The organism is Massilia sp. UYP11 (assembly GCF_050434805.1).
Lineage (GTDB): Bacteria > Pseudomonadota > Gammaproteobacteria > Burkholderiales > Burkholderiaceae_D > Telluria.
In genome coordinates, this window is sequence record NZ_JBNDJE010000004.1 from 1 (window position 1) to 25,671 (window position 25,671).

Annotated in this window: 24 protein-coding genes and 1 tRNA gene; 6 read left to right on the plus strand and 19 right to left on the minus strand. The window is 50.4% G+C overall.

All coding sequences use genetic code 11. The features are described from left to right. Positions 1-49: 49 nt before the first annotated feature. The 9 genes from ABIB38_RS08795 to ABIB38_RS08835 form a co-directional block, all read right to left on the minus strand. The gene (locus ABIB38_RS08795) at positions 50-1,282 is read right to left on the minus strand and encodes a hypothetical protein (protein ID WP_429203385.1); all 1,233 of its coding nucleotides are present in this window, start codon (positions 1,280-1,282) and stop codon (positions 50-52) included. Continuing rightward, entirely contained in the window at positions 1,282-2,913 is a 1,632-nt protein-coding gene (locus ABIB38_RS08800) for an ankyrin repeat domain-containing protein (protein ID WP_429203386.1), read from the minus strand. The genes ABIB38_RS08795 and ABIB38_RS08800 overlap by 1 nt, the downstream gene beginning before the upstream one ends. A gap of 10 nt (positions 2,914-2,923) precedes the next feature. Beyond that, positions 2,924-3,364 (minus strand): hypothetical protein, encoded by a 441-nt coding sequence (locus tag ABIB38_RS08805; RefSeq protein WP_429203387.1) that lies wholly within the window; start codon positions 3,362-3,364, stop codon positions 2,924-2,926. A 4-nt stretch (positions 3,365-3,368) separates the two neighbouring features. After that, complete coding sequence (locus ABIB38_RS08810) at positions 3,369-3,590, minus strand: hypothetical protein (RefSeq protein WP_429203388.1); 222 nt, start codon at positions 3,588-3,590, stop codon at positions 3,369-3,371. Next, a complete protein-coding gene (locus ABIB38_RS08815; protein WP_429203389.1) occupies positions 3,587-3,856 on the minus strand; it encodes a hypothetical protein in 270 nt (89 codons plus the stop codon). Before ABIB38_RS08815 ends, ABIB38_RS08810 begins: the two co-directional genes overlap by 4 nt. 110 nt (positions 3,857-3,966) lie before the next feature. Continuing rightward, positions 3,967-7,308, minus strand: a complete 3,342-nt coding sequence (locus ABIB38_RS08820) for a hypothetical protein (protein WP_429203390.1) — start codon at positions 7,306-7,308, stop codon at positions 3,967-3,969. Continuing rightward, positions 7,301-8,080: a hypothetical protein gene (locus tag ABIB38_RS08825; protein WP_429203391.1), complete on the minus strand. Its 780-nt coding sequence runs from the start codon at positions 8,078-8,080 to the stop codon at positions 7,301-7,303. The genes ABIB38_RS08820 and ABIB38_RS08825 overlap by 8 nt, the downstream gene beginning before the upstream one ends. Positions 8,081-8,207: 127 nt before the next feature. Further along, complete coding sequence (locus tag ABIB38_RS08830) at positions 8,208-8,879, minus strand: hypothetical protein (protein WP_429203392.1); 672 nt, start codon at positions 8,877-8,879, stop codon at positions 8,208-8,210. Positions 8,880-8,945: 66 nt separating this feature from the next. After that, complete coding sequence (locus tag ABIB38_RS08835; protein WP_429203393.1) at positions 8,946-10,055, minus strand: ArdC family protein; 1,110 nt, start codon at positions 10,053-10,055, stop codon at positions 8,946-8,948. Positions 10,056-10,191: 136 nt separating this feature from the next. Here ABIB38_RS08835 and ABIB38_RS08840 point away from each other — a divergent pair, with 136 nt between their 5' ends. The 6 genes from ABIB38_RS08840 (at position 10,192) to ABIB38_RS08865 (ending at position 14,273) form a co-directional block, all read left to right on the plus strand. Further along, a complete protein-coding gene (locus tag ABIB38_RS08840) occupies positions 10,192-10,752 on the plus strand; it encodes a DUF4116 domain-containing protein (protein ID WP_429203394.1) in 561 nt (186 codons plus the stop codon). Positions 10,753-10,953: 201 nt separating this feature from the next. Next, positions 10,954-11,181 carry a hypothetical protein gene (locus tag ABIB38_RS08845; protein ID WP_429203395.1) on the plus strand — a complete coding sequence of 76 codons (228 nt, stop codon included), beginning with the start codon at positions 10,954-10,956 and terminating at the stop codon, positions 11,179-11,181. Positions 11,182-11,380: 199 nt separating this feature from the next. Then, positions 11,381-11,932: a hypothetical protein gene (locus ABIB38_RS08850; RefSeq protein ID WP_429203396.1), complete on the plus strand. Its 552-nt coding sequence runs from the start codon at positions 11,381-11,383 to the stop codon at positions 11,930-11,932. Positions 11,933-11,934: 2 nt separating this feature from the next. Continuing rightward, on the plus strand, positions 11,935-12,426 hold the full coding sequence (locus tag ABIB38_RS08855; RefSeq protein WP_429203397.1) for a hypothetical protein: 492 nt from the start codon (positions 11,935-11,937) through the stop codon (positions 12,424-12,426). A gap of 318 nt (positions 12,427-12,744) precedes the next feature. After that, positions 12,745-13,683, plus strand: a complete 939-nt coding sequence (locus ABIB38_RS08860) for a helix-turn-helix transcriptional regulator (RefSeq protein WP_429203398.1) — start codon at positions 12,745-12,747, stop codon at positions 13,681-13,683. 41 nt (positions 13,684-13,724) lie between these two features. After that, complete coding sequence (locus tag ABIB38_RS08865) at positions 13,725-14,273, plus strand: hypothetical protein (RefSeq protein WP_429203399.1); 549 nt, start codon at positions 13,725-13,727, stop codon at positions 14,271-14,273. Positions 14,274-14,360: 87 nt separating this feature from the next. On the opposite strand, the gene ABIB38_RS08870 is transcribed toward ABIB38_RS08865, so the two are convergent. The 10 genes from ABIB38_RS08870 to ABIB38_RS08915 all read right to left on the minus strand — a co-directional run bounded on the left by ABIB38_RS08870 (position 14,361) and on the right by ABIB38_RS08915 (position 25,600). Then, a complete protein-coding gene (locus ABIB38_RS08870) occupies positions 14,361-14,780 on the minus strand; it encodes a hypothetical protein (RefSeq protein WP_429203400.1) in 420 nt (139 codons plus the stop codon). Positions 14,781-14,852: 72 nt separating this feature from the next. Continuing rightward, positions 14,853-15,167, minus strand: a complete 315-nt coding sequence (locus tag ABIB38_RS08875) for a hypothetical protein (protein WP_429203401.1) — start codon at positions 15,165-15,167, stop codon at positions 14,853-14,855. A gap of 274 nt (positions 15,168-15,441) precedes the next feature. After that, complete coding sequence (locus ABIB38_RS08880) at positions 15,442-15,933, minus strand: hypothetical protein (protein ID WP_429203402.1); 492 nt, start codon at positions 15,931-15,933, stop codon at positions 15,442-15,444. Between the two features lie 217 nt (positions 15,934-16,150). After that, positions 16,151-16,229: transfer RNA gene (locus tag ABIB38_RS08885), tRNA-Ile, on the minus strand. Positions 16,230-16,605: 376 nt separating this feature from the next. Next, on the minus strand, positions 16,606-18,822 hold the full coding sequence (locus ABIB38_RS08890) for an NHL repeat-containing protein (protein ID WP_429203403.1): 2,217 nt from the start codon (positions 18,820-18,822) through the stop codon (positions 16,606-16,608). A gap of 214 nt (positions 18,823-19,036) precedes the next feature. Next, complete coding sequence (gene rpoD / locus ABIB38_RS08895) at positions 19,037-21,271, minus strand: RNA polymerase sigma factor RpoD (protein WP_429203404.1); 2,235 nt, start codon at positions 21,269-21,271, stop codon at positions 19,037-19,039. Positions 21,272-21,527: 256 nt separating this feature from the next. Then, the gene (gene dnaG, locus ABIB38_RS08900; protein WP_429203405.1) at positions 21,528-23,324 is read right to left on the minus strand and encodes a DNA primase; all 1,797 of its coding nucleotides are present in this window, start codon (positions 23,322-23,324) and stop codon (positions 21,528-21,530) included. 119 nt (positions 23,325-23,443) lie between these two features. Continuing rightward, positions 23,444-23,893: a GatB/YqeY domain-containing protein gene (locus ABIB38_RS08905; protein WP_429203406.1), complete on the minus strand. Its 450-nt coding sequence runs from the start codon at positions 23,891-23,893 to the stop codon at positions 23,444-23,446. Positions 23,894-24,061: 168 nt separating this feature from the next. Beyond that, the gene (gene rpsU, locus ABIB38_RS08910; RefSeq protein WP_005665410.1) at positions 24,062-24,274 is read right to left on the minus strand and encodes a 30S ribosomal protein S21; all 213 of its coding nucleotides are present in this window, start codon (positions 24,272-24,274) and stop codon (positions 24,062-24,064) included. A gap of 108 nt (positions 24,275-24,382) precedes the next feature. Then, positions 24,383-25,600 carry an NAD(P)/FAD-dependent oxidoreductase gene (locus ABIB38_RS08915; RefSeq protein ID WP_429203407.1) on the minus strand — a complete coding sequence of 406 codons (1,218 nt, stop codon included), beginning with the start codon at positions 25,598-25,600 and terminating at the stop codon, positions 24,383-24,385. Between the last annotated feature and the right edge of the window lie 71 nt (positions 25,601-25,671).

Genomic DNA, 25,671 nt, shown 5'->3' on the forward strand with positions numbered 1-25,671 from the left:
TGGGTTTCAAGGCCGCTCCGCAAAGCGGCCATCTTCTCAAAATGGTGTATCAGTTTTCAATCGCTGCCTGTATCAGTTTACAACCGCTGCTGACAGGCCGCTTGACCACGATCACCTCCGCAACGTTGGGAGACTCGTCATTGATGAAGGCTACATGTATGACATTCGCTACTGGCGACAGCGCACCGTATAGACCAGCCTCGAGACTCACCGCCCTGTGTATCGTCTGAACGAAGCCATGAGGATTGGCGCCGGCAGTGCATGCGAAAACCACCACCACCGCACCTGGTAGAACCACAAGCCACTTCCTGAATGCGTAGAGCAAGGCTGAAGCGTTGAGAACGATCGACACGAAGGACAAAGCCAAGGCTATAGGAGGAATGACCACGCTTGCCACAAGCTCTCGTGTATAAGGAAGGTTGTCCACCGTCGCTACGCTGATTTTGGACTTAGACGCAGCAAGTGCAACCTGATCCTTGATAAACGCCCTGAAGGCCGTTTTGTCCATTCCTAGAGGCAGATCCGCACCCTTCAAGCCTGGTACGCCTAGCTTCTCGTTTGGCTTGATGAAAACTGTCTCGTTGAAGCGTGCGACTGAAGGCGAGTGACCAGCGAGAGCTTGGAAGAACTGGGCCCTGGTTAGACCTGGTGCGATCCCGTTAGAACGACGCTTGAACCTGTGAAGCGCTTCTTCCCCTAGCATGCCCTTGAACTCGGCCACCTTTTTTGACTCTAGCGCATAGACCTCGTACAGAGGGTTGAGTGAGTCGCTTAGCTTCGCGTAGTTCTCATAGAGGCCGTCGACGTCAAGCTGGCTCGCAGGACCGGACAACAGACCGTCAACGGCTAATCTCACACGAGTCCCGGCGGCGTAGCTGCCAATGTTCGCCAAGACGACACGGTTGTAAGGAGTCAGATCAGACAGCGCCTTGTCCTCAATAGAGCCATTCAAGACACCGTTGCGATACACACCCGCATAGTAAGCATTGACCTTCATTTCCTGCGGAAGGTTGTCAACAATACTATTGAAGACTGCTGTCTCCACAACGAACAAACATGGGATCAACAGGCATGCAGCCACAAGCTTTTTCTTGTTGTCCTGGATGAGCTTGATGGCAAGTAGGGATAGCCCAACAGAAGACAGAAATTTACCGAAGCTTTCAAGCATGTCATAAGCTGAAATTTCTGTGTTCTTGCTGGTTAAGAACTCTACGAGTCCGAGATTGTAGACAACCTCAAGAAGCAAGTAGAGTGCACTGATAATGATGAAATGCTTCTTCATCATTTCTGGTAGTTGATGTTCTGGTAAGAGGCAAGAAGTGGCTTGTAAGTCTGAAGACCACCGGCACTTTGATTATTAGTCATCGCAACTTCAAGTGCAGTCTGACCTTTCTTGTTCAACAAGTTAGGATTTGCACCCTTGTTCAACAAGTATCTGTTTAGGATACCGATTGTTTGCCCTTCATTTTCACCCACACCCGCAACATTAGGATAGTCAGACAAATAGTGAAGGATTGTAGAGCCGTCATAGTATTGGCGATTCAAGTTCACTAACTGACTGTCTAACATCATGTTCAAAGACTTGATAAGATAATTTGTTTTCTCAGCCAAGTGGAAGCCATTACCGTAACCCTTGTTTCCGTAGAAAAGCATGTTCTGCTTACTTTTCTGGTAGCTCATGCCGTTTTCTTTGAATGCAGACAACGACAACTCAAGTTCAGACTGATAGCTAATACCGACACGCTTCAACTCGTCGTGAGATGAGCCGTTTGTGTTCAAGTCTTTAAGCACAGCGTTGTACTTCCCGGCTGTTGCAATATATTCATTGACGAACAACTTGAAGTCAGCATCCATCTTGGAATTTGCTTTCGCTGAATTCTCCACTTCGTTTTTCACTTCAGAAGAAATCTGAGCATTGAAGCTCCCTGCCTGCGCTCCTTGAGCGACACTATCAATCAACTCGTTTGCTAGTTTATTGTATGCATCCACGTTGGCAACACGGTTCATCTTGGACGGATTAGCTAACACTTCCATATAAGAGCGAAGAGCTTTCATGCGAACACTGAAAGGAAGCTCTGTATTGCGGAACACCCAAGGTAATTGCTCATGGTTGCTATTGCGGAAGAAGTCAGTATGGTCAACAAGGTAGTTGAACACATCTTCTTTTGACTGCTGAAGCTTGATAGCTTCCAAGTCCGCTTGCTTCGCTCTCAAATACTGTTGCTTGTAAGTGTTGCTGTCTGGTAGGCGTATCTGTTCTTCAGTGAAGCCATAATTGCTGATTGCATAGACTTCTTCGTTGCCTGTAGGAGCACGCATACCCTTTACTGACTCTAAAATGAAAAGCTTGCTGCAATCAGTCATCAATGTGTAGCCTGGCTTACTGCCCTGGTAGCGAACGGCTTGCTTCAACTGATCGATATTTGTAGGCACATCAGCGACTTCGTTTGTGTCGTAACGCTGAACGCAAAGCTTGTTGTTTGTGAAGTTCAAATTGATACCCTGCTCCACATATGATTTCACGTTATCCAAGTCACCAGCCTGAACCGCAGCCAATAACAACATGTCTGCATTCTTCGCTGAGATTGAAAGCTTGTTGATCTCAATTTGACCGTTAGTTTCCTTGATTGGAATGAAGCGATTTTCACCCATGTTGCGAGTATCTACACCTACAGTAGCAGTATTAAACTTCTCATCACGTTCACGCATTTTGTCTTTAAGGACACCAGCTTTCTCGTGAACACGATTTTTCAATGATTCAGCCCCGGCCTTCAATGCGCTCTTCGCTTCGTCCTTCACGCTGAACTTGTTGTACTGATAGACTGCCCCGATTGATAACACAGCTACAGTGACACCAACAACGATTTGTTTCTTGGTTAAGCTCTTCTTGTTTTCGTTTAAATTTTCTTCCATATCATCTCCGTTATATTATGTGTGCATACTCTAAAATTTCCTGCCATGAAACCGCTCTGTAAAACATTGGAAGCAACCAAGGCACGTAGACAAAAGCTAGTGCAAAGGTGTAACCGCCACAAAACCATAAATTCTTAAATAAGGACTCTCGTTGCCCCAACCCGTTGACCAACCTGATCCAGCTTGCAATGAAGAACCTAGCGCCTTCAAAAAACACGCAGTAAGGAACCCACATGACAAATAAGAAGATGAAGAACATGATGATCTTCGCTAGTGTCGCAAGCATCTTCAAAATGAAGCCGTGACCAAACATGTCGCAAGTGGTAATTACCGCCCTACCTAATGACTTCATCCAATCTGGTGGATAAAGGAAGTCGCCAATCGCCGCCCATGAAATCGCTTCGTTTTCCATCATGTCTCGCCAAGTGGCTATGTGATTATTTTGTGCCATATCATTAGTCCTTCTTCATGTTTGATGTTCTTGCATTTTCGATTTCTAACATTTGCTCTGGTGTTAGATCTTGCCCCTGACTGAAAATCTTGTCCAAGCAAAGATTCCACGCCATTACGGCACTAGCATCGAGTAAAGGCTTGCCCTTCGCATCGGCTTCAGCCAGATTTTTTTGTGCTTGGGCTTCAATGTCGCTTTCAAGCTGAACTAAAACTTTGTGTGTCATTTCCTCTCCTCCTTCTCTTTTTCTCGTTGTATCTCAATGGCTTTGGTTTGAATCGTCTTGAAGTGATTGATCAGATTCTTGTCAATCGGTGCTTTTGTAACGTTCACCTCAGCCTGGCGTTGTATATCTTTCTCTAGCTGCAAAAGTATTAAGTGAGCCGTTTCGGTTTTCGCCGCAGTTACGACACCCACTAAAGGAGGAATTACCATTGCTCCAATCTCTTCATCTGGCTCTTCAAAATATTCTTCGTCGTAAATGATTTTCATTCTGGTATATATATAAGTGATATATTAGTTATACTAAAATATTGGCGAGAGTCAATAGCAGAAAAATAAAAAGGTGGCCGAAGCCACCCTTTTATTGCGTATTGAAGATATCAAGTTTTGTAGTAACTCTCTGGTGCAACAATCACTTGGTCTTTGATAGTCACACCCGCACGCTGAACAATCACAAAAGCATGAATGTTACCTTGAGCAACAAATTCAGTGGCACTATAGACTGATACATCCTTCTTGATATTTTGAGTCAAGAACTGTTGATGAGATGTGTTCATCTTGTCGCGCGACTCAGCCCAAGCTGACTGAATAGCATCCTTGTTGTCCTGGTAGCCCTGAGAAGCTGAACCTGTCCTTCTATATGCTGGTATCTTAGACTCATCCAAAAAGTGATTTTTCATACTTGCAAGCTCAAGCTTAGGCATGCCGTTGAAAATTGAACTCACAATTCCGTCAAACTCAATATCGTTTGCTGATACTTCAAGAGGCTCAGCGACTGTAAAAATGTCATGATCATACTTGTAGCTCTTGTTAAACTCTGCATTTTGTCTATTCTCACTAACTGCCCGAGACACGAAAGCATTGAAATTGTTGTAGCCCTTCACACCTGTTAACTTGCCAGATGCCTTCAATTCAATTCCTTTGAATGGATTGTCAAACAAGTCAGCTTTACCTGATAAGCCTTCTACCATTTCGCCAGTACTTTTATCTTCAGTAGCAAGATAATATTGGCTACGCATCTGGTTTAAGAAGTTGTCTGCCACTTCTTTGCCTACTTTTTCAACATATGCAGCGTAGGTCTGTGTTGCCACGAAATACTTGAAGGAAGTTGAGCGAGAAATGTTAGGGAAATTACTGTCGTTATAGCATCCACCAGTTTTATCAACAGTAATTAATTGCTGATATTCGTCACCCATGAAAAGCATGTGCTCTCTTCTGACACGAGTAGTAGCGTCTTCGTATTGGTAGTACAAGTGCATAAGCTCTTCCTTACGCTTCGCTTCTTCTTTTGTATCGCTAGGAACAGCATTCAAGACACTAGGATCGAAGGCACCCATAGAAACGCACTCTGTAGCATGACGAGGCTCTAACTCATAAATTCTTGCAGCTATTGATAAAGCGTCACGAGCCATTTGATGCACAGACTCTGGGTTTTTATCCTCCAGATCAATCTTGGCAAACTCTTTCAATTTGCTGCTATAGGTTCCAACCACCCATTCACCATCAACACCCTGGATGATGTCGCATAGCTCTTGATACTTGCCGACCAACTCTTGTGCATTACTTCCAAGCCAAGACACAGGAATTACCTCAATTGCAGGAGTAGTCTTGAAAGTGCTTGGGAACTCGGACTTGAAACGGTTTGCAATCTGAATCAATTTCGTTGAGTAACGCATTTGTCTTTTTGCAGCTTCTTCAAACATAAGTGTCTTGATGAACAATAATACGAATTTACCTGCGTTACTGTATCGATCAGTGTCTAAATTGAAAGCAGTTAGCTTATTCCAAAGTTCTCCAACTTCTACAATATTGTCGCCCACACCAGTCATGAATACAGAAAGTTTGGCGTTTTCAAAACCAGCCATGATGACGCTTAATGTTGCCTGGATACCGCCCTTAGTTTCAGATGGCATAGTTTCCCATTCGGTAAGCATGAACTCTACAGAACGCACTCTCTCTAGAGTGAATACATCAGCTAAGCGCTCAGGATAGTGCTCTAAGTCGTACTGAATCGCTTTTACACAGGAATGCAACAATTCAGCAGTGCTATCGTACACAGCAAGATTTTGAATGAATGCAGGAGACCACACCTTGGTGTTATTATTTCTCATGTACATGCGACCGCCCGTTGTCCTAGCAAATAAGTAGGCAATATCAGAAATATGTTTTGTAATCTTCAACCCTGACTTCTTCCAGAAGTCGTTACTCATTTCGCCACCCATTTGTGACTCAAGAGAATTGATGAACGCCACGAACTTCTCTGGATCACAGTTGCTCAACAAATCAACCGCAAGCTCACCCGCCTCAGCGTCAGCCCCTATGATTTGAAATTTGTCTTGTAAGTGATTCTTCTCAACGATTGGCATCAAATCTTTCCAAAGTACAGACTTAATATCCATGATTGCCATAGCAACTGAAATTTTCGGCTCAGCTAACTTGCGATAGTGTTTAAGACACCCTGCATCAATTGCAACTTGAGTAAGCCTGTCAGTTCTAAGGTCAAACATTTGAGAGTATGCTTCTTCTACACCTATGTATTGATTTTTAAGTTCGCAAAAAGCTCTCGCCATTGGCTTCAAAATCAACTCACTCTTACCTGCACCAGTACCACCGTACACCTGTGTATTCTGTGCCAAGTCAGTTAGTGACTGCACAACCGGATCACCTTTACGACGAGAATTCACCATACCTCTTTCCTCAAACGCACCAGTTGACTCAAAAGCTACGATTAATGGAGCTACACGATCAAAGCCCGTTGCACGAGTATTGCCAGCACTTAGATTTCTCTTGTAAGTCTGGATCTCTTCGGCTCTATTTTGAAAAGCGAATTCTTCATAGTTGTCTTTGACGAAAGGAACACCATGCTTCTTGTATAAGGCAACATAACGGCGCTCAATGAACACACCAGCTACACCTACGGCGAAGAACAAGGCGAACAAGATACGAGGGAAGATGGTGTAGTCCGCACCTATAACCATGCTATAGGCACTATCAAACCTCTCATCTTCTGTCACCTGGTTGCTACCGAACACAGCTTCGTTCTTTGTTACCGCAACTATCTGCTCAGCAAGGACACGATCAGGAGTGAAGCCAAAAGTAGCATCAGGACGATAAAGAGCAAAAGAGACCACCGCAGCAGCAATGAACACCAACACACCGGCCTTCACCACCTGGTAGAAGTTGCGAGGCGCCGCAAACATGTGCATGTAATTCTCAACAGGCTTACCGTTGAACCAGCGGCCAGAAATCACAGGGGAGATATTGCGAAAGTCAGGAGCACGCTCTTTATTCCACCAGAAAGCGTTTGCTCCTTTGTCAAATTCGTCCTCTGCCATTTTGAAACGGCTCTTGAATGACAAGCTTGCTATATCGTCCTGGCTTACTGTCGCCTGGACTGCCTTCTCAATCGCAGAGTCAGGAAGCACCTTGTCTAGAATATTCATGCAAGGCACCCATGCGAACTTATGAACAGCCTTGAGAATTCCACCGACTGCGAAATCTAAAACCCCGTTGACCCAATTGAAGACGCTCAATGCTGGACTGAAGGCGAACGCCTTGATAGTGAACTTCTCTTCTTCTCCACGGCGAACAACCTCTTTATGCCTACTGTGACCTAGTGCGTACAACACTAACAACACAATAGAAATGAACGGAATCAATCCGGTTACTATGTGCGTGGTTAGGAAATTCCAAATGTCAAAAATATCTGTCATCTTACTCATGCCCTTCTCCTTTGTTATTTTTTTTAAATGCTGCCAACAACTCTTTTTCTACACTACCTAACGATACTGACGTGACGCCGTTGAACGGATTGCGTGCACCTGGTGCAAACTCCACGTTGACAACCTGACCGCCCTCTACCTTTAGTAAAACGGCTTGAGCTTGGTTGCCGTAATCGTTTTGTACATGCACATATCCAGCTAACCAAACCTTTAAGCCGTCTTGCTTACAGAATGCTTTTCCGTTCGCCTGGTAGAAGCTATCGCTGATGTCGCCCATTGGTGAGCAATCCTTTACAGACAATAGGAAGTCTGCTGGAGTCTTTAGTTGGTCAGGCTTGATTAGCTCATTTTGAACTGCGTTGATTTCTAGCTTGGATTCACTGACTGCTATTGCACTAGCTGGAATTAGTGATTGAATCTTCTGATTCTTCAAGTAAGTGGAAGTAAAAATTCCAGATAGGCCCGCGACAAGGGCAAGCACTAATGAGATACGGCCAATTTTCCCGATTCGCTTTGCACGATCAGACAGCCCAAAGCCCTTGTTTATAATTCTTAACGAAAGGGTTGACGCATATTTCCACATCAACTCTTCTTCGGCAGGATCTAAACCACCCTTCAACAACGCTTCCTGGTCTGCCCTGGACATGTGAAGGAAGTAGTCTTTTCTCTTCCCTTCTAGTGTTTCATAAAACTGCTTTCGCTTTGGATCTAGGTTGAGAACTAGATCGGCATTAATATCCGTGATTATTCTCTCTTGGTTTTCTTGACTCATTGCTTTTCCCGATGGTTATATACAAGTTATACTAAATTCCAAGGAGAAAGCAAGTACCAAAGTCAACATCAAGATATCCAGACCAATAAAAAAAGACCCTTGCGAGTCTCTTTTTGTTAATGCCAAATTAGTTGGGCTTCATGATTCGGAAGAATACGTTCTCATCACTATCGGAAGATGTACTTGCTACGCAACCTTTCGCCCAACCGATAAGAGCGTCATTGGTAGATAAATCAATCAATGTAGTAGAAGTTGGATCAGCAGCAGTTGCACCGCTCACGAATGCAGCCGAATTAGCGACTGCACTAACTTTCGGAATTGTCTCACTTCCATAAAGACTGTAGTTCAAACGCCTACATGTTGAAGCCTTCACACCAGCTACGATAATTCCGTAGTCATTTTTCTCAGTGCCTATCTGATTTCCCTTGATTGTCTTGGTGTAGACATACATTCCTTCTGGTATAGCAGCTTCACCACGGATAACACCTGAAGGAGGTCTCATGGCAGCGATCCCGCTATTAGGATCAAGCAAGTTGTAAGGGTTGTTTTCGTTAGGCTTGAAAATTATTCTTTCAGCGGTATACCCACTGATGATCAACCTGTCAAACTGCGACATGATAGAACCTGTATCGTTCAAGATTGAGGACGCCTGAACGTCTGATGTCGTGCTTTGAGAGCTACCGGAATTAGACTCACCTGACAATGCCCATACACCGATTGCAACAATAACGGCGACTATCACTAGGATGATCGCCAATATTGAGAAGCCATTCTTTTTCTTAATGCTGATTAGTTTCATATTTCTCCTTTTTGTTATTATGAAACCAATTTAGCACAATGTTGCGCAAAGTCAACGCATAGAGTTTTACCTAGCCAAAGCCCCTTCTTTTTCTTTTTGCCTTTTCACAGGCACAGGCTCTTGAATTTTTTCTATCGTAGGTAGTTGAACTGACTTAGCGGACTGGCTCAAAGTCTGATCATGTTCAATAGCTTGGTTGTTCTCAAGAGATAATACCTTTGCATGAACAAGCTTGATTTGGAAGTCAGCGGACTTGCCTCCGTCCTTGACGGCTTCAGCAAAGAACTGCTTTCCCTTTTCTGGATCTTCCAAAGCGCTTATCCAACTCTTCAAATAAGCCGCATGGTTCTCATGTGCTGATGAGTCATAAGGAATACCAAGTTCAGCACCTACAAAATAGGACGATAGCTCAGCCACCAATTCTTCTTTCGCATACTTATGAAGAGACTCCTGGTTAGGACTTCTCATAGAGCCGGTTTGATCACGATCTAACCTGGTAGGATGGCCGGTTGAGTGTCCAATCTCATGAAGAGCAGTCCGATAATAGAGTCCCTCAGTCTTGAAGCGATCTTTGTGAGGAAGCCAAACCTCATCTTTGGAAGGTATATAGTAAGCCTTCCCTTCGCCATGATGCTCAAACTTCAATCCCGCTTCTTTCATGCTTTCAATTAGCATCTCGGCTGGTTGGTAGTTCTCAAATTCCTTGTCTCTCTTTTGAAAAGGGGGAAAGTTTGCGATTTGTTCACCGTTAAATACTGCGTAAAACTTCCAACCACCCCGAGCAAAAGTTTTTCCATCCTCAGGCTCTTCACCACTTCCCTTCTCTACCTTCTCGTTACTTTCCTTGTCATAGGCAGGAATCCAACGCTGAATCATCGTTCCCTTCTGACCCTTCACGCTGTACTCAATCCCATCTTTCTCAGCCAATTCTTGAATCTGTTTGAATGTAAGCCATCTCGGATCTGAACGGCCCTGGACAGTTAGGGCTACAAAGTTTGAACCCCGATAAGGCTCACCTGTCATCCTGTTGTATGGAAGCTCATCACAAACAAACCAAGGCTTTTCATACTTAACAGCCTCCTTCATTTTCTCTATAACGGTATCAACCAATTCTTGTCTGTGATCTCGCTTTTCTTCATCACTCTTATAGAATTTTCCTTTCTTTGGGTAGCTCATTATTTTTCTCTCCTATATATCTCCTTATCTTGCTAAATCGGCATGAAAAGTCAAGTTTTTACAATGAGTAGATATCCAATGTCGTTGACTTTGCTTTTTGATTTCTTATCATAGATATATATGACAGGAGAGAGATATGTCCTACACACCACAAGAAGAATTGAGTCCAGGAGATGAAAAGCTAAACTTACTTTATGCATCGCCAGAAGAGTACTTTGAAAAATATCCAGCAGAAGGAAGTGACAGAGAAGTCATGATGGTGGCATCAAGATTGTTTGGGTATAGAGCCTTAAGGTTCGCATCAGCAGATTTACTTGATGATAAAGACTTAATTAGGAATGCCCTACTAAACGACAATAATGCGTTTGCATGTGCATCTGTGCGATTACGTGATGATGTGGATTTTGCCAAAGAAATGGTTGAACATGATTTGACCAATTTGTATTACGTGTCTGACAGGCTTCAGGAAAATGGAGAATTTCTACTTAAAATGATGGAGCTATATCCAACAGGCCGAGCATCAGCGTTCAGCTATACACCGAATTTTGCAGCAGTTGATTGTTTTTCTGATGGTTTGAAAGAGAAGATTGGATCACTTGACCCAAGAGAATATTTCAGAAGGCAGGAGTTGTTTGAGAAATTGCATCGTGTAGTACCGACCAAACCTCCAGCGAAAGCAGTAAAGCGCAAAATCTAAGTCGTAAATTCAGGGTTGTGGACCGAGCTGAGTCAAAGTCAAGTTCACAATGCACGCCCCGTTAACTATTAAAAGAACAATAAAGGAAAGGACATGAGAACAGTATTTCAACTTAAGTATTTATCATTAATACCACCCATAGCATCGATATGCTTGTGCTACCTAGCATGGCGTCTCTGCAAATTGAAGCTTCTACTTCTCATGCACACGACGCTTGAGTCACATAAAACGCTACCTGAAGCTTTAATCACGCTTCAAGAATCTGTTGAGCGCAATGCTGACCTCATGCTCATGGCAGCAGTCGTTGTCATGTCTTCCTGGTTTGCTTTCGCTCCTGATAGTGTTCCTAATATCTATACACAAGTAATAGGCACATGGGCTTACACAGCAATTGACTTGGTTATCAATATTCCTGTTCATGAGATGTAAGGTCAAAAGCAACCCCGAAAGACGGTTTGGCAGAGTGTGTGTGAAGTTTGTTTTTTAAGAGCGAAATTCTTTTATCTAAAATCTTCTTTTTGATACGTCATCACTATTAATATATTCTATCGATACGTTTATATTAGTAGACGCTAAATATGGTAACTATATAATAGAGTCTAACAACACAACATAACCACTAAATATCATGCGCAACCTGAACTTCACGACCGAACAAGTAGCAAAAGAATTCTCCAATGTTCTCAAAACTTGGCTGTCTGTTGAAGAGATGGCTGTGGTTGTTGAACTCACCAAGAAAGAAACTGACCCGACGATTTGCCACACTGGTGACTACTGCGATTCAAACATGGTAATGCATGCCGCAATGGTTAATCTTGGTGTTTTGGCCGAAGACGACGAAACGGATTTTGATGAGCCGTTCATGAAGCTCTTCAATGATTCATGGGATGTCGCTAAGAAGAACCTCTTCTATGTTGAGGCACCGACTACGACCGAAGAAGTTGTTGCCTATCTCAAAGCAAAATATGATTCAGTGAGCTTTAGCACCATGAGCAAGGTTGAGGCTTCGGTTGAAGATGAAGAAGCCGCTGAAATTCTGATCTTCATTGACAGCAATGACATGAATATCGTCAACCCTTTGTTTTCGTCGTGCGGCCGTTTTGAGGTGGAGCCTGAGCAGTACGGTATCAATAAAGAAGATGCGATTCTCATCAACAACCATAACAAAGTGAGCATGTAATCATGAACGACCAAAAATTTATTGCTGGCTTCGTTTGTGGCGAGTGGGATGAGTATGCTTATCCTTGCTATCACCAGAATCAGCATTGGAATGGTTGGGCGATGCCTTACTTCACTTTCAAGGAAGCCAAGAAGGTTGCCAAGGAAATGAAAGGCCGTTACGACAAGGAGAAGGATGCTTTTATCTTCAATATGGACGGTGAAGATGACGTGTATGAGCCAATGACTATCAAGGTCCGTGGCCGCAATGTAAAAGTTTATGCTATCGGCGCCGGCTACTGGTGTTGGGATCTTGCCAGCGAGATGAAGATCTACTCAGCATATTGGGGCAATGACTTCTACGAATCCGGTACCAAGAAGGTTGTTCAATACTTCTTCAGCGAAGAGAGGTGCTATAGCAAGGAGGACATTGCTGCGATCAATGCTCTTGCAGTCGGGGAGTCATGGAGCAGTCCTGACTATGGATCAGCACACACTGTCACCCGCTTGCGCTAGCCATTTCCAGCATTGAGGGAGCTAAATCATCAATTTGGATGATGCGCCCTTGACGTTGCCGCTAGATCATACGATTTCGTGCGATATCGCCAACAAAAATTACCGTTGACTTAGTGTCTCAATTACAATTGTTTATGGCACGGAGACTCCAGCATGCGAATTGACATTGACGAGTGGGACGACCTTATAGGGTCCCTGTACGAAAGTATTTTACGACCGGACGATCTTGCGCATGTAGTGAGAACCGCGAATTGCCTGTTGGATTCTGACCTGTGCCACCTCTTCGGGGTTGGGCATTCGGGCCAAGAGACGTTCCGAATGATCACGCACGCAGAGTACGAACCAACCGTAGCTGCCTATGCGCACCACTATGGGCATATCGATCCTCGCCGCAGTCATTTAGATAAAGCACCTCCTGGCGGAATCTATAGATGCAGCGAAATTTGCAGCAGTTCATTCGTAGATCGAAGTGAATTTTATCAAGATTACTATCTGCCTCACGGCCTCAGATACGTGTTGGGGTCCTGTCTATTCAAAGATCCACATCAGTCTGTCTATATTTCTTTCAATCATAAATTGGGCCGAGAAGATTTTACTGACGACGAAAAAAAGCATTTTGCGCGTTTCATCGGTCATATCCAACGAGTTATTCGGGGGATGTTCGCGGCGTCACCTATAAGCGACGCGCTCAAAGCCAAAGAGGAATACCTTCATCGTTATCAGCATGGAATCCTCGGCCTGACCCAGGCAGGAAAAGTTTCGTTTGCCAACAAAGTTGCAGAAGACATGCTTTTCTCGTTGCCAAATCAGTTCGTTAGTTCGCGCCTTGTAGAGGGCTCACAATTGCAACGCGTCTTTCAAGCGGTAGGGTTGAGCGGAAAACCAGAAAGCTGCGCGATAAAGCATAGCAATCGGACCGTCTATGTCACAGCTCTCCCATTCAGATCTGCTTCAAAGGGGGAAGAACAACCCGACATACATGTTGGATTAGACACCAAAGTACTAGTGCTATGTGGTGGTCAACAGCAACGCATTCACACAGCTAGACAGCTCATGCAATGGTTTGGATTCACAGCAGCAGAGGCAAGGCTTGCGCGTGACCTCGTTAACGGTGGCAATGTAGAAGAGTTTGCAAAAACTTATACGGTTAGCGTGGCAACTGTAAGAACGCAACTACGAGCGGTTCTACATAAAAGTGGTACGACACGACAACAAGATTTGGTGAGGCTGCTTCTCACTCTTCCCTTATCAAGCTAAATTTTCAACAATGCAAAACGCCATTTACACTAGGAGATAAAATGAAGAGCAGCATCAAACGAACGTATGATAGAAAAATTGGGCCGGATGGGTCGGTGACTCTTGAATATAAAGGCAAACGCCTTAATGCGCATCAAGTCGCTGGTTCTGGCATGGCCGGTGTAGCAATCCTAGTAGGTGGAATTTATTGGACCGTAGGACTGACGAGCTTCTTGGAACCAATCCTTGGAAGGCTTGGCGGTACTGTAGCTATGGTTGTCGGCGTAGCGTCAACGCTATTCGTACTGAAGACTTTGCTTTTCGGTCGCAGGTTTAGAATAATTCTTACTCGTGACGGGATAATTTTCCCACGTTCAAGCTACGGCTCTTGGACTGGGCAGCTTGCGTACGCCGATATTGACCAACTTGGCGTAGCCAGCCATAGCTCTTCCGGAAAGAATGGCTTTCACTTATCGACCAATGTGTATGCATCAAGTGCCGGCACGGAAGTTAATATCACGCGCTTTATCCCTCAAACTCTCTCAGAAGCTATAATCAAAGAGATTAACGCGAAAATGAATGAGTCCCACAGGTTGGCAAATTCAATTTAATTATGCTCCCAGCTTTTAGCTATGCTGCAAGCTTTCGAAAGCCCCTTGAAGGGGCTTTTATTATATGTAACCGTCACTTATACCAATTTACCGGCTAACTTTTACACTCGGACCAGCTTCACTTATGAGCCACGCTTTTTCATGCTTTGCGAGCTTAAGATATTGCTTCTCCTTGGGGCATTCGCCCTTGTATTCAACGAGCGTATTACCTTCTGTTGTGGTCGCACCTTCTACAACGGGATAGCTCGATGTAAGGGTTTTGATACCACCACATTTACTAATTTTAAGCTTACCCTCTTGCAAACTTTTTTCAACGTCGTTTTTTTTGGCAAGAACTTGTTCTTTCAAGCTCCCACCGAGATGTGAGGTGAATTTTTCCAAGTCCGCGCTTTCAGCGGCAGCATAGAAGTCTTTTACCGTGCCTTCTGGAGTCGAATTCGGGTTTGAACATGCTGAAAGAATAGCAACTGTGGAGAGAGCCACTACGAGCTTATGTGGATTTTTCATTATTTTTGATTTAGATTGAATAGTTGAGTTAGTTGGAATTATTGCGAGTGCCATTAAACTAATACACTTGAATTATTGGCTTGGCATCCATCCGTCCCCGGTTTTAACAAAGCGCACTGGCATGACTGTTTTTTGCTTTCCCAACATCGAATCAGTTTCCACCTCTACATCGCAACGGTAAGCCTTCTCACCATCACTTTTGCAGCCGGCGCTTTTCACTGAGTTATACACAATTCGGGAAGATTGGTTTGCGTTCTTGCCGACGATAGCTTCCATAGTCTGGTCAGCCGTTTTTTGCAACGCTTCCTTCATCTCGCTATCCGAAGGCTGACCGGAACACGCGCTAAGAGCGCCCATGACGAGAAGCATTACAGTGATTCTTTTCATATCAATCCTGGTCTAGGTGCGTCAAGATGGTCTGCTCGCCTGGTGACGGCAGTTGTCTTTGAGTATTACGCAGAGTTTGCATCTCTGCATCATCCAAATAGATGATTCTCGTCTAACCAAGCTGAGCGTACGGTTTACGGTACGTGCTGTCGTGTTGTGTAAATTCTGACTAACTTGCAGACGCAAAAAATCCCATTAGTGGGGCTAATTTATTGCCATGCAGATTCCTGATCAGTTGGTATGCAGCGTGCAAACGAAATTTCAAATAATTACCTTAAAACGACCATTCAGGCGCTAGATCAGGATGATTGTGGAAGAACTCTCTCCATTTATCACGAAGTACATCATCACCTTCCACGTAGCCTGGAAGTTCGTGGTGAATCTGCTTAAGATTGGCGCTACTCAATTGTGGAAGAAGCTCTTCTGCAAAGTTGGTAACTGCATAGAAGTTGTTATAAATGAGAAAATCCATGCCTGACATTTTGGCGCTCCACCTCTTAGCTGCCATTAGTTTTACAAGTTCCAAATTCTCATCGAAGCCTTCAATCTTTTTGAATAAATCTAGCTCTAACTCATCTAAGCTAGTTGCATATTCGTAGTCTGAATCGTAGATATTTTCTTCGTCTATCTTTAATACAGTGTTAGCTGCTTCAGCCAGCAAATCATTCCATACGGCTGTTACGGATGCATCTTTAATTCGGGCTTCAATGGTTGTCGCCATGAACTTAACGAGAAGCTGACGGATTTCGTAGTTTGAAGAAATCATGTGTATGGTTTAGAGTTGAGAGTACGAAGTTGTTAGGTAGCCATCTCTACTATCAACATTCTAGCGCACTGAACATACAAAAAAGCCCTCACATGGAGGGCTTTTTCTGTCACCTGGCAGTAGCCATTTTAAGGACTTCTAGGGCGTTTTCCTGCTACCTACTCGGAATCCCACGACCTACACTTTGGAAGGCGCTACAGGCTCTTTGCAGGGTCTTTGGTGGCCCCTCCCAGAGTCGAACTGGGCACCAATCGATTATGAGTCGACTGCTCTAACCAGGCATGAGCTAAGGGGCCATGAACACGAATACGCTTTTACAACACAAGCGTACTGTAGCCTATGTGTAGCAAAATATTTTTCAGTCTTTTTGCTACAGTCTACTTATTCTTTAAAATCAATCACTTACAGCGGTTTTTAGCTTTAGGACAATGGATTATGAGTCCGCTGCTCTAACCAAGCATGAGCTAGAGGCCCAGAAACTGGAACGGTGGGAAATGAACTCGCCACCTGCTCACCGACATTGCATGAGTGAAGTGGCGAGAGCATATTGCTTTTTCTACGAGTACGTCAAGCGTTCATGGACAATCAGCCATCCTGTCGGGTTCGAACAGTTCCTCCAACCGTTCGAAGGGGATGAACACGGTCTCGATCGGCCTTGTTTCGCGCATTCCATCATCGTGCGCCGAGGTCGACTTTGAACACACTGCCGGCCCGGGTCAGATACAAGGTGTCGTCCCCGGCGAGCGTAAGGCTCTGCAGGCTCTGGGATGCGAGACTGCTGACTACCCCCGGCACAACGATGACGGTGGAAACGGCTCCGTCAGGCGCGATCTTGCGAACAGCGTTGTTGCCGCTATCGCTGACGTACAGATTGCCCTTCGAGTCGACAGCAATACCGCTGGGATAGGTAAAGCGTGCCGATGAACCCGGTCCGTCGACATATCCCGCCTCGGTCTGCTTTCCCGCGATCGTGACCACCTGCCCTGCCGGTGAAACCTTGCGGATCGTATGGCTGGAAATATCGGCGATATAGAGATTACCGGCGCCATCGGCGGCAATGGCAACCGGCTGGCTGAACGTTGCGGCTGCGCCAACGCCGTCGATGTCCGGTAGATCAATTCCTTCGCGTCTCAGCCCACCTGCAATGGTCGACACCACGCCGGCCGGCGTGATCTTGCGAATTGCCGCGTTATCGGTCACGAACAGATTACCCGCGCTATCCCTGGCTATTCCCACAGGTATTTCGAACTGAGCAACACTGCCTGGTCCGTCGACGATCCCCATCGCACCGACAGTACCCGCGATGGTCATCACCTCACCTGACGGAGCTATTTTCCGAATGACTTTATTACTGGTATCCGCAACGAAGATATTGCCTGCAGGATCTGCCACAATGCCTGCCGGGGACCAGAATCGTGCGGCGGCGCCGACACCGTCCATGCTTCCACTTTGCGACGGCGCGCCCGCCAGCGTCGTGACCATGCCGCCGGAGGTAATTTTCCGAATGGTATGCAGGTAATTATCGCTGACATAAATATTGCCGGCGCTGTCGACTGTACTCCCTCTCATGTACGCCCCGAATGTCGCTTGCAGCGCCGTTCCGTCCGCAGCGCCCTGGTTGCGGGCGGCGCCGGCGATGGTGGTGACTTCGGCCTGCGGAGACGATTTGCGAATCGTGTAGTTCGCCGCATCGGCGATATACAGGTTGCCCGCACCGTCGAGAGCCAGCCCTGCGGGGCCATTGAACTGCGCCGCCCGGCCTACGCCATCGGCGCTGCCTGGGCTCGATACGCTCGGTAACCCATGGCTGTCATAGACAACCCGACCAGGCGAGCCCGCGAACACGCTGATTTGCCTCGTGGCTGCAGAGTACGTATAGAGGGTGTGATAGGTGCCGTTCGAAAAATAAACGTTCCCAGCCGTATCGACCGCCATTCCTGTATAGGTCCCTTCGGGATATACCCTTCCCAACGTCGTCACCTCTCCGGCGGGCGATATCCGCAACAGTTTTGGCGTGCGGACCGTGATGGTTGTCGGAAGAGGCCCCGGAGTGATGTCAATTTCCGTCGTTTCGCTGCCGACCGCACCAACCACGTAGAGATTTCCAGATCCATCCAGTGCGATTCCTTCGCCCAGTACGGCAAAGGTAGTGTCATTCGTGAAATTCGTCGTGACGGCACCGCCCGGAGTAATCTTGCGCAATCTGATGCGCGATCCTTCACGAGAAAATTGCTTGTCTACCGCGTGCAAGTTACCCGCGTTATCGCTGACCAATCCCGTCAGCTGTCCGAATTGCGCGGCCGCCCCCTGCCCATTGGCATCGCCAGCGACGCCGACGGTTCCCGCAAGCGTCGTCACATCTCCGGTCGCACCGATCTTGCGGATGACGTAATTGAACATATCCGCCACGAACACATTCTGAGCCGCGTCGACGGCGATTGCACTGGGATTTGAGAACTTTGCGGTCTTGCCGGGACCATCGGCGTGGCCGTCTGCGTTGACGACGCCGGCCAACGTCGTCACGACGCCTGCCGACATTTTTCGGATGGTGTCGTTTGCCCTATCCGCGATATAGACCGTTCCGTCAGCGGCAACCGTCACCCCGGACGGCAGGCTGAATCGGGCGGAGAGCGCGGGCCCGTCGATCGCGCCCGGTCCGCCCGTATTTCCAGCGACAAGCAGCAACCGCGGCGCGATCGGTGTTTCCGGCTTCGGTGGCGGAGGCTGTTCACCTACGGGCGAATTCAGCGCCGGCGGTGCGTCGCTCGAACCACCGCATGCGGAAAGCAGGGCGAACGCCAGGGATGCAATTACTCCGTTCGGTGATTTGAAGCGCGTGACAAGGCGAAGATTTTTCATGCCGAATGAGAGAGTCTGTAGTCTGGTCATGCCGACTATAGCTCATAGCTCGGCTTGTACGAACGGGAAACGGCAGGAATGCACCGATCCAGACCATTTCATGCAGATCTCATAGGTGGGACATGGAATGCAAAAACGCATGGCAACAATAGAACTCGCCACCAGCTTCCGGCATTGCACCGGATGAGCGAAGTGGCGAGATGAGATTACTTCTGGTGTTGGCAGATCAACCCTGCGCGACGAATCAGCTGCTGCCCTCCAGGAAGCTCTTCAGCTTGTCCGAACGCGACGGGTGACGGAGTTTGCGCAGCGCCTTCGCTTCGATCTGGCGAATCCGCTCGCGCGTCACGTCGAACTGCTTGCCCACTTCTTCCAGCGTGTGGTCGGTCGACATCTCGATACCGAAGCGCATGCGCAGCACCTTGGCTTCGCGCGGGGTCAACGAATCGAGCACGTCCTTCACCACGCCGCGCATTGAGGCATGCAGGGCCGCATCCGACGGCGCCAGGGTGTTGTTGTCCTCGATAAAATCGCCCAGATGCGAATCGTCGTCGTCACCGATCGGCGTTTCCATGGAGATCGGCTCCTTCGCAATCTTCATGATCTTGCGAATCTTATCTTCTGGCATTTCCATCTTGATCGCGAGCGTCGCCGGGTCTGGCTCGGCGCCGGTCTCCTGCAGGATCTGGCGCGAGATCCGGTTCATCTTGTTGATCGTTTCGATCATGTGCACCGGAATACGGATCGTGCGCGCCTGGTCCGCGATCGAGCGGGTGATCGCCTGGCGGATCCACCACGTCGCATACGTCGAGAATTTATAGCCGCGACGGTATTCGAACTTGTCCACCGCCTTCATCAGGCCGATATTGCCTTCCTGGATCAGGTCGAGGAATTGCAGGCCGCGATTGGTGTATTTCTTGGCGATCGAAATCACCAGACGCAAGTTCGCCTCGGTCATTTCGCGCTTGGCCTTGCGGGCCTTCATTTCACCGGCCGCCATTTGACGGTTGATGTTGCGCAGGTCTGGCAATGGCAGCACGACGCGCGCCTGCAGGTCGATCAGGCGTTGCTGCAGTTCCTTGATCGTCGGGATATTACGGCCCAGGATGGCGCTATAGGCGTGGCCGGCGTTGACTTCGCCATCGACCCATTCCAGGTTCGTTTCATTGCCCGGGAAGACCTTGATGAAGTGGGCGCGGGGCATGCCGCAGCGGTTCACCGCGACGTCGAGGATCTGCTTCTCGATGTGGCGCACTTCGTCGACCTGGCCGCGCAAGGTGTCGCACAGCTTCTCGACCACCTTGGCCGTGAAGCGGATGCCCAGCAGCTCGTTCGAGATCGCTTCTTGCGCCTTGACGTAGGCTTTCGAGTTGTAGCCGTCCTTCTCGAAGGCCTTGCGCATCTTGTCGAACTGCTGGCCGATCTCGTCGAACTTGCCGAGGGCGGCCTGCTTGAGCGCTTCGAGCTGCTCGGCCGAGTAGCCCGCGGCGGCGCCGCCGCCGGTCGAGGCTTCTTCTTCCTCTTCCTCTGCTTCGGCGTCCTCTTCGTCTTCCTCGTCGTCGTCCGAATCGGTCGAGGTCGGGGCGACCGCGCTCGGCGAGGTGTCTTCGCCTGCTTGCGGGTCAACCATGCCGTCGACGATCTCGTCGATCTTGATCTCGTCGCGCTCGATCTTGTTGGCGGCGTCGATGATCTCGGCGATGGTCACCGGGCAGGCGGAGATCGCCTGGATCATGTCCTTCAGGCCGTCCTCGATGCGTTTCGCGATCTCGATCTCGCCTTCGCGCGTCAGCAGCTCGACCGAGCCCATCTCGCGCATGTACATGCGGACCGGGTCGGTGGTGCGGCCGAAGTCGGAGTCGACCGTCGACAGCGCGGCCTCGGCGGCAGCCTCGGCTTCGTCGTCGCTCGTGACGTTAGGAACATTATCGGACAGCAGCAGCGTCTCGGCATCGGGCGCGTGCTCGTACACGGCGATGCCCATGTCGTTGAAGGTGCCGATGATGCCTTCGATCGCTTCCGGATCGACGATGTTCTCGGGCAGGTGGTCGTTGATCTCGGAATACGTGAGGAAGCCGCGCTCCTTGCCCGACTTGATCAGGGCCTTGAGCTTGTTGCGGCGCAGCTCGAGTTCTTCCTCGCTGGCCTCGGTATCGGACGAGAACGCGTCTTTCAGCAGCGCTTTTTCTTTGGCTTTGCGGTCCTTGGCCTTGGCCTTGTCCGCCGCCTTCAGTTCGGCGCGCTCGACCGCGTTCAGCGCGGCGATTTCGTCGTTCTCGGGGGTGAATTCCTTCGGCTTGCGGCCACGGCGTCCCGGCACCTTGACGGAAGGCAGGACATAGCCCGACGTGTCGATCGCGGCCAGGGTAGCCGCATCGGTCGTCTGGCTGACAGGCGCTGAGTTCGCCGTACGAACCTCGGCCTTGTCTTGCGAATTGTCCGCCTTGGCGGCAGACGCTCTCGTGGTTTTCGCAGCCACTCTGGTTTCGGGTTTCTTGGTTGGCACAGGCGCTTTCGATGTCACAACGACTAACTTTACGATGGTTAAAAATAAAGTTTTGTTACCTTACATCATCCTGCAGGCACAAATCCATGGGCCTCGCTAACTGAAACACCCCGCGCCCGATTGAACCGAAAATCGTTTCAACAGTTGCAATAGTTAGCGTTTTATTATAGCACGCACCCCACCTTTTTCCAGTCGCGACCGCCTGGGCGTCCAGGGCGGAGCCGGGTGATCATCGGGGTGCCATCTCGGCAGCGGCCTCGCGGGCCAGCAGGTCCTGCTGAGCAACAATCTCGCGATAGCGAGCACTAACCTGATCTGGGGTCAACCCCGAAGAAAACAACTGGTTAAGCTCTTGTTTTAACGAATCCATCTTGATCTGCCGCACAGAACTCAATAAAACAATGCGGTCGCCATCGACGTCATTTTCTGGTTCCGCCGCGATTTCGGCGATCATCGCGTCGTATTCGTTCGTCACTTCCCTGAGCTGCTGGGACAGGGCCGCGAAAGTGCCGTGCTCGCCCAGCGCCTGGGTGGTCTCGATCAGGTGGCGCAGGCGGTCAGAACTTTCCTCTCCAAAATAATCGAAGGCTTGCAGCGCCTGCTCGTCGAGCAGCAGGGCCAGGTGGGGGTGCGCGACCAGGATGCGCAGCATCTTGCGCTCGAGCCCCACCGGCTCGGGCCGCCCCTGGCGCGGCGACGCGCGACGCGCGGTCGCCACCGGCTTGGACAACTCGAACAGGCTTTCGATCTCCGCCGGCGTCGATTGGGTCATGCCGGCCAGGCCGCGCACGATCTGCAGGCGCAGGCTCGACGGCGCCATCGCCTGCAGCAGCGGCTTGGCCTCGAACTGGGCATGGGCGCGCCCTTCCGGCGTGTCGAGGTCATGTTCCTGCGTCACTTCGCGCAGCAGGAATTGCGACAGCGGCATCGCGTCGGTGATCTCTTGCTCGAAGGCTTCGGCCCCGCGCTCGCGCACGAAGCTGTCCGGGTCGTGCTCCTGCGGCAAGAACAGGAACTTGATCGTCTTGTCGTCGGTCACCTGGGGCAGGCAGGCTTCCAGCGCGCGCCGCGCCGCCTTGCGCCCGGCGCGGTCGCCGTCGAAGCTGAAGATCACGTCGTCGGTCTGGCGCAGCAGTTTTTGCACGTGGGTCGTGGTGCAGGCGGTGCCGAGCGTGGCGACCGCCTGCGGGAAGCCCAGCTGGGCCAGCGCGACGACGTCCATATAGCCTTCGGTCACCAGCACGTAGCCGGCATCGCGGATCGCCTGGCGCGCCTCGAACAGGCCGTACAGTTCCAGGCCTTTCTGGAACAGCGGCGTCTCGGGCGAGTTCAGGTATTTCGGTTCGCCTCCGTCGAGCACCCGGCCGCCGAAGCCGATCACCTGGCCCTTGATATTTCGGATCGGGAACATCACGCGCTCGCGGAAGCGGTCATAGCGGCGCTGGTGATTGCCCTGCTCGTCGACCTTGTCGATCACCAGGCCGGATTCGACCAGCACCTGCGCATCGTAGTCGGGAAAGATTGCGCGCAGGCTGTCCCAGCCGGATGGCGCGTAGCCCATGCCGAAGCGCGCGGCCACTTCGCCGGTCAGGCCCCGGTTCTTGAGGTAGGCGATGGCGTTCGGCGCCTCGCGCAGCTGGGCGCGATAAAAGTTGGAGGCCTGGGTCAGCGCATCGGTCAGCGCCAGTGCCTGCGCCTGCTGGGCGGCGCGCTGGGCCGGCGGGATCCGGTCGTCGGCGTCGGGCACGATCATGCCCACGTTCTGTGCCAGGTCCTTGACGGCGTCGACGAAGCCCATGCCCGAGTACTCGATCAGGAAACCGATCGCGGTGCCGTGGGCGCCGCAGCCGAAGCAGTGATAGAACTGCTTGGTCGGGCTGACCGTGAAGCTGGGAGATTTTTCGTTGTGGAACGGGCACAGGCCCATGAAGTTGGCCCCGCCCTTTTTCAGCTGGACGTAGCGGCCAACGATGTCGACGATGTCGACACGGTTAAGTAAATCGGTGATGAAAGTTTGCGGAATCACTTGGCGTTACACAGTGTTTGTCTAGGGTCAGACTATACCGCAGCGCTTGCTGCAAATTGATATGCAACAAGATGATGCCCCCGCACGGTAGCGCGCCGGGACATCGTGTGGCTTGTCGATCACGCGCCGGCCAGGGCCTTCTTGACCAGGCCCGATACGACGGTCATGTCGGCACGGCCCGCCAGCTTCGGCTTGAGCACGCCCATCAGCTTGCCCATGTCTTGCGGACCGCTGGCGCCGGTGGCGGCCACGGCGGCGGCGACTTCGGCGGCGATTTCTTCGTCAGACAGGCCGGCAGGCATATAGGTCGACAGGATGGCCATCTCGGCCTTCTCGATGTCGGCCAGGTCGGCGCGGCCGCCGGCTTCGAACTGGGTGATCGAATCCTTGCGCTGCTTGATCATCTTTTCGATCACGGCCTGCACCTGGGTGTCGTTCAGTTCGGTCTGCTCGTCGAGTTCCTTGCGCTTGACTTCGGCGATGATCAGGCGCACGGCGGCCAGGCGGCCGGTTTCCTTGGCGCGCATTGCCGCTTTCATGTCTTCGGTCAGTTGTTCTTTCAAGCTCATGGAATCTCCGTATTCGGTAATATGTCTGGGTCTGGCCACTGACGAGACTGCCTGTGGCGCGGCAGAACGACAAAACCCGCTGCGGCGAAACCGAAGCGGGTTTGCGGACATCAGCGACTCGCCGGGACAGGCAGGGCCGTCACCGGGTCTTGGCCGGCTGCGCTGTAATTAGTACAGTTTCTTCGGCAGTTGCTGGCTGCGGATACGCTTGTAGTGGCGCTTCACGGCGGCGGCCAGCTTGCGCTTGCGCTCTGCGGTTGGCTTTTCGTAGAACTCGCGTGCGCGCAGTTCCGTCAGCAGACCAGTTTTTTCGATAGTGCGTTTGAAGCGACGCATTGCGACTTCGAACGGCTCGTTTTCTTTAAGGCGGATAGTGGTCATGTAAAAATCAAACCGTTGGATTTAGATAAGAACGAAATTCTAGCATCGATTTTCGATCAATGGAAGCGTTTATCGCGCCGTCAACTGCGGTGTGCCGCAATTGACACGTCAGGAATTGGCAAGCGCCAGGCCTGCCGCGACGCCCGATGCCCAGGCCCACTGGAAGTTGTAGCCGCCCAGCCAGCCGGTGACGTCGACCGTCTCGCCGATGAAGTACAAGCCCGGCATTTTATTGGCCATCATGGTCTGCTGCGACAATTCCCTGGTGTCGACGCCGCCCAGGGTCACCTCGGCCTTGCGATACCCTTCCGAGCCGGTCGGCACGATGGACCAGCGATTGATCGCGTCACCCAGCTTGCGCAGTTTCGCATCGGCCATGTCGGGCAGGCGTGCGGCCGGGTCGAAGCCATTGGCTGTCAGCAAGCCGTCGGCCAGGCGGGCCGGCAGCCACTGGCCCAGCACATTGCCCAGCTGCTTTTTCTCGGTCTTCTTCAGGCCGATCAGGGTGTCCGCCACGTCCATCCCGGGCAGCAGGTCGAGCACGATCGGCGTGCCCGGCTGCCAGTAGCTGGAAATCTGCAGGATCGCCGGGCCGGACAGGCCGCGGTGCGTGAACAGCAAGTCTTCGCGGAAGTGACCGCGCAGAGCGCCCTTCCCTTTCGCGCTGCCCGTGCTCACCTCGACTTCGAGCGCGATGCCGGCCAGCGGCGCGAACGGCTCCCAGCCGGGGCCGTCGAAGGTCAGCGGCACCAGGCCGGGACGGGTCTCCACCAGGTTCAGGTCGAACTGTTTCGCGATTCGGTAGCCCAGGTCGGTCGCGCCGATCTTCGGGATCGACAGGCCGCCGGTGGCAATGACCACGTTGTCGACCAGCAATTCGCCGCCGTCGGTGTCGAGCGAAAACCCGGTTTCCAGCTTGTGCACGCCGGCCACCTTGCACGGCATGCGCCAGTGCACGCCGCCCAGCTCGCACTCGGCGCGCAGCATGGCGATGATCTGCTCGGCCGAATCGTTGCAGAACAACTGGCCCTTGTGCTTTTCGTGGTGGGCGATGCGGTATTTTTTCACCAGCGCCAGGAAGTCGTGGGCGGTGTAGCGCGACAGCGCGCTCTTGCAGAAATGCGGATTCTGCGACAGGTAATTTTGCGGGCCGGCATTGATATTGGTGAAATTGCAGCGGCCGCCTCCCGAGATGCGGATCTTCTCGGCCAGTTTGACGGCGTGGTCGATCAGCACCACGCGCCTGCCCTGCTGCGCCGCCACGGCCGCGCACATCATCCCGGCCGCGCCCGCGCCGATCACTGCCACATCGTATTGTTTTGCCATGCCTGCCGCTTCCCGCGCTTTACCGAACCCGCCATTGTAATGCCAGCGGCGGGTCCGAGCCAGCCGCCCGG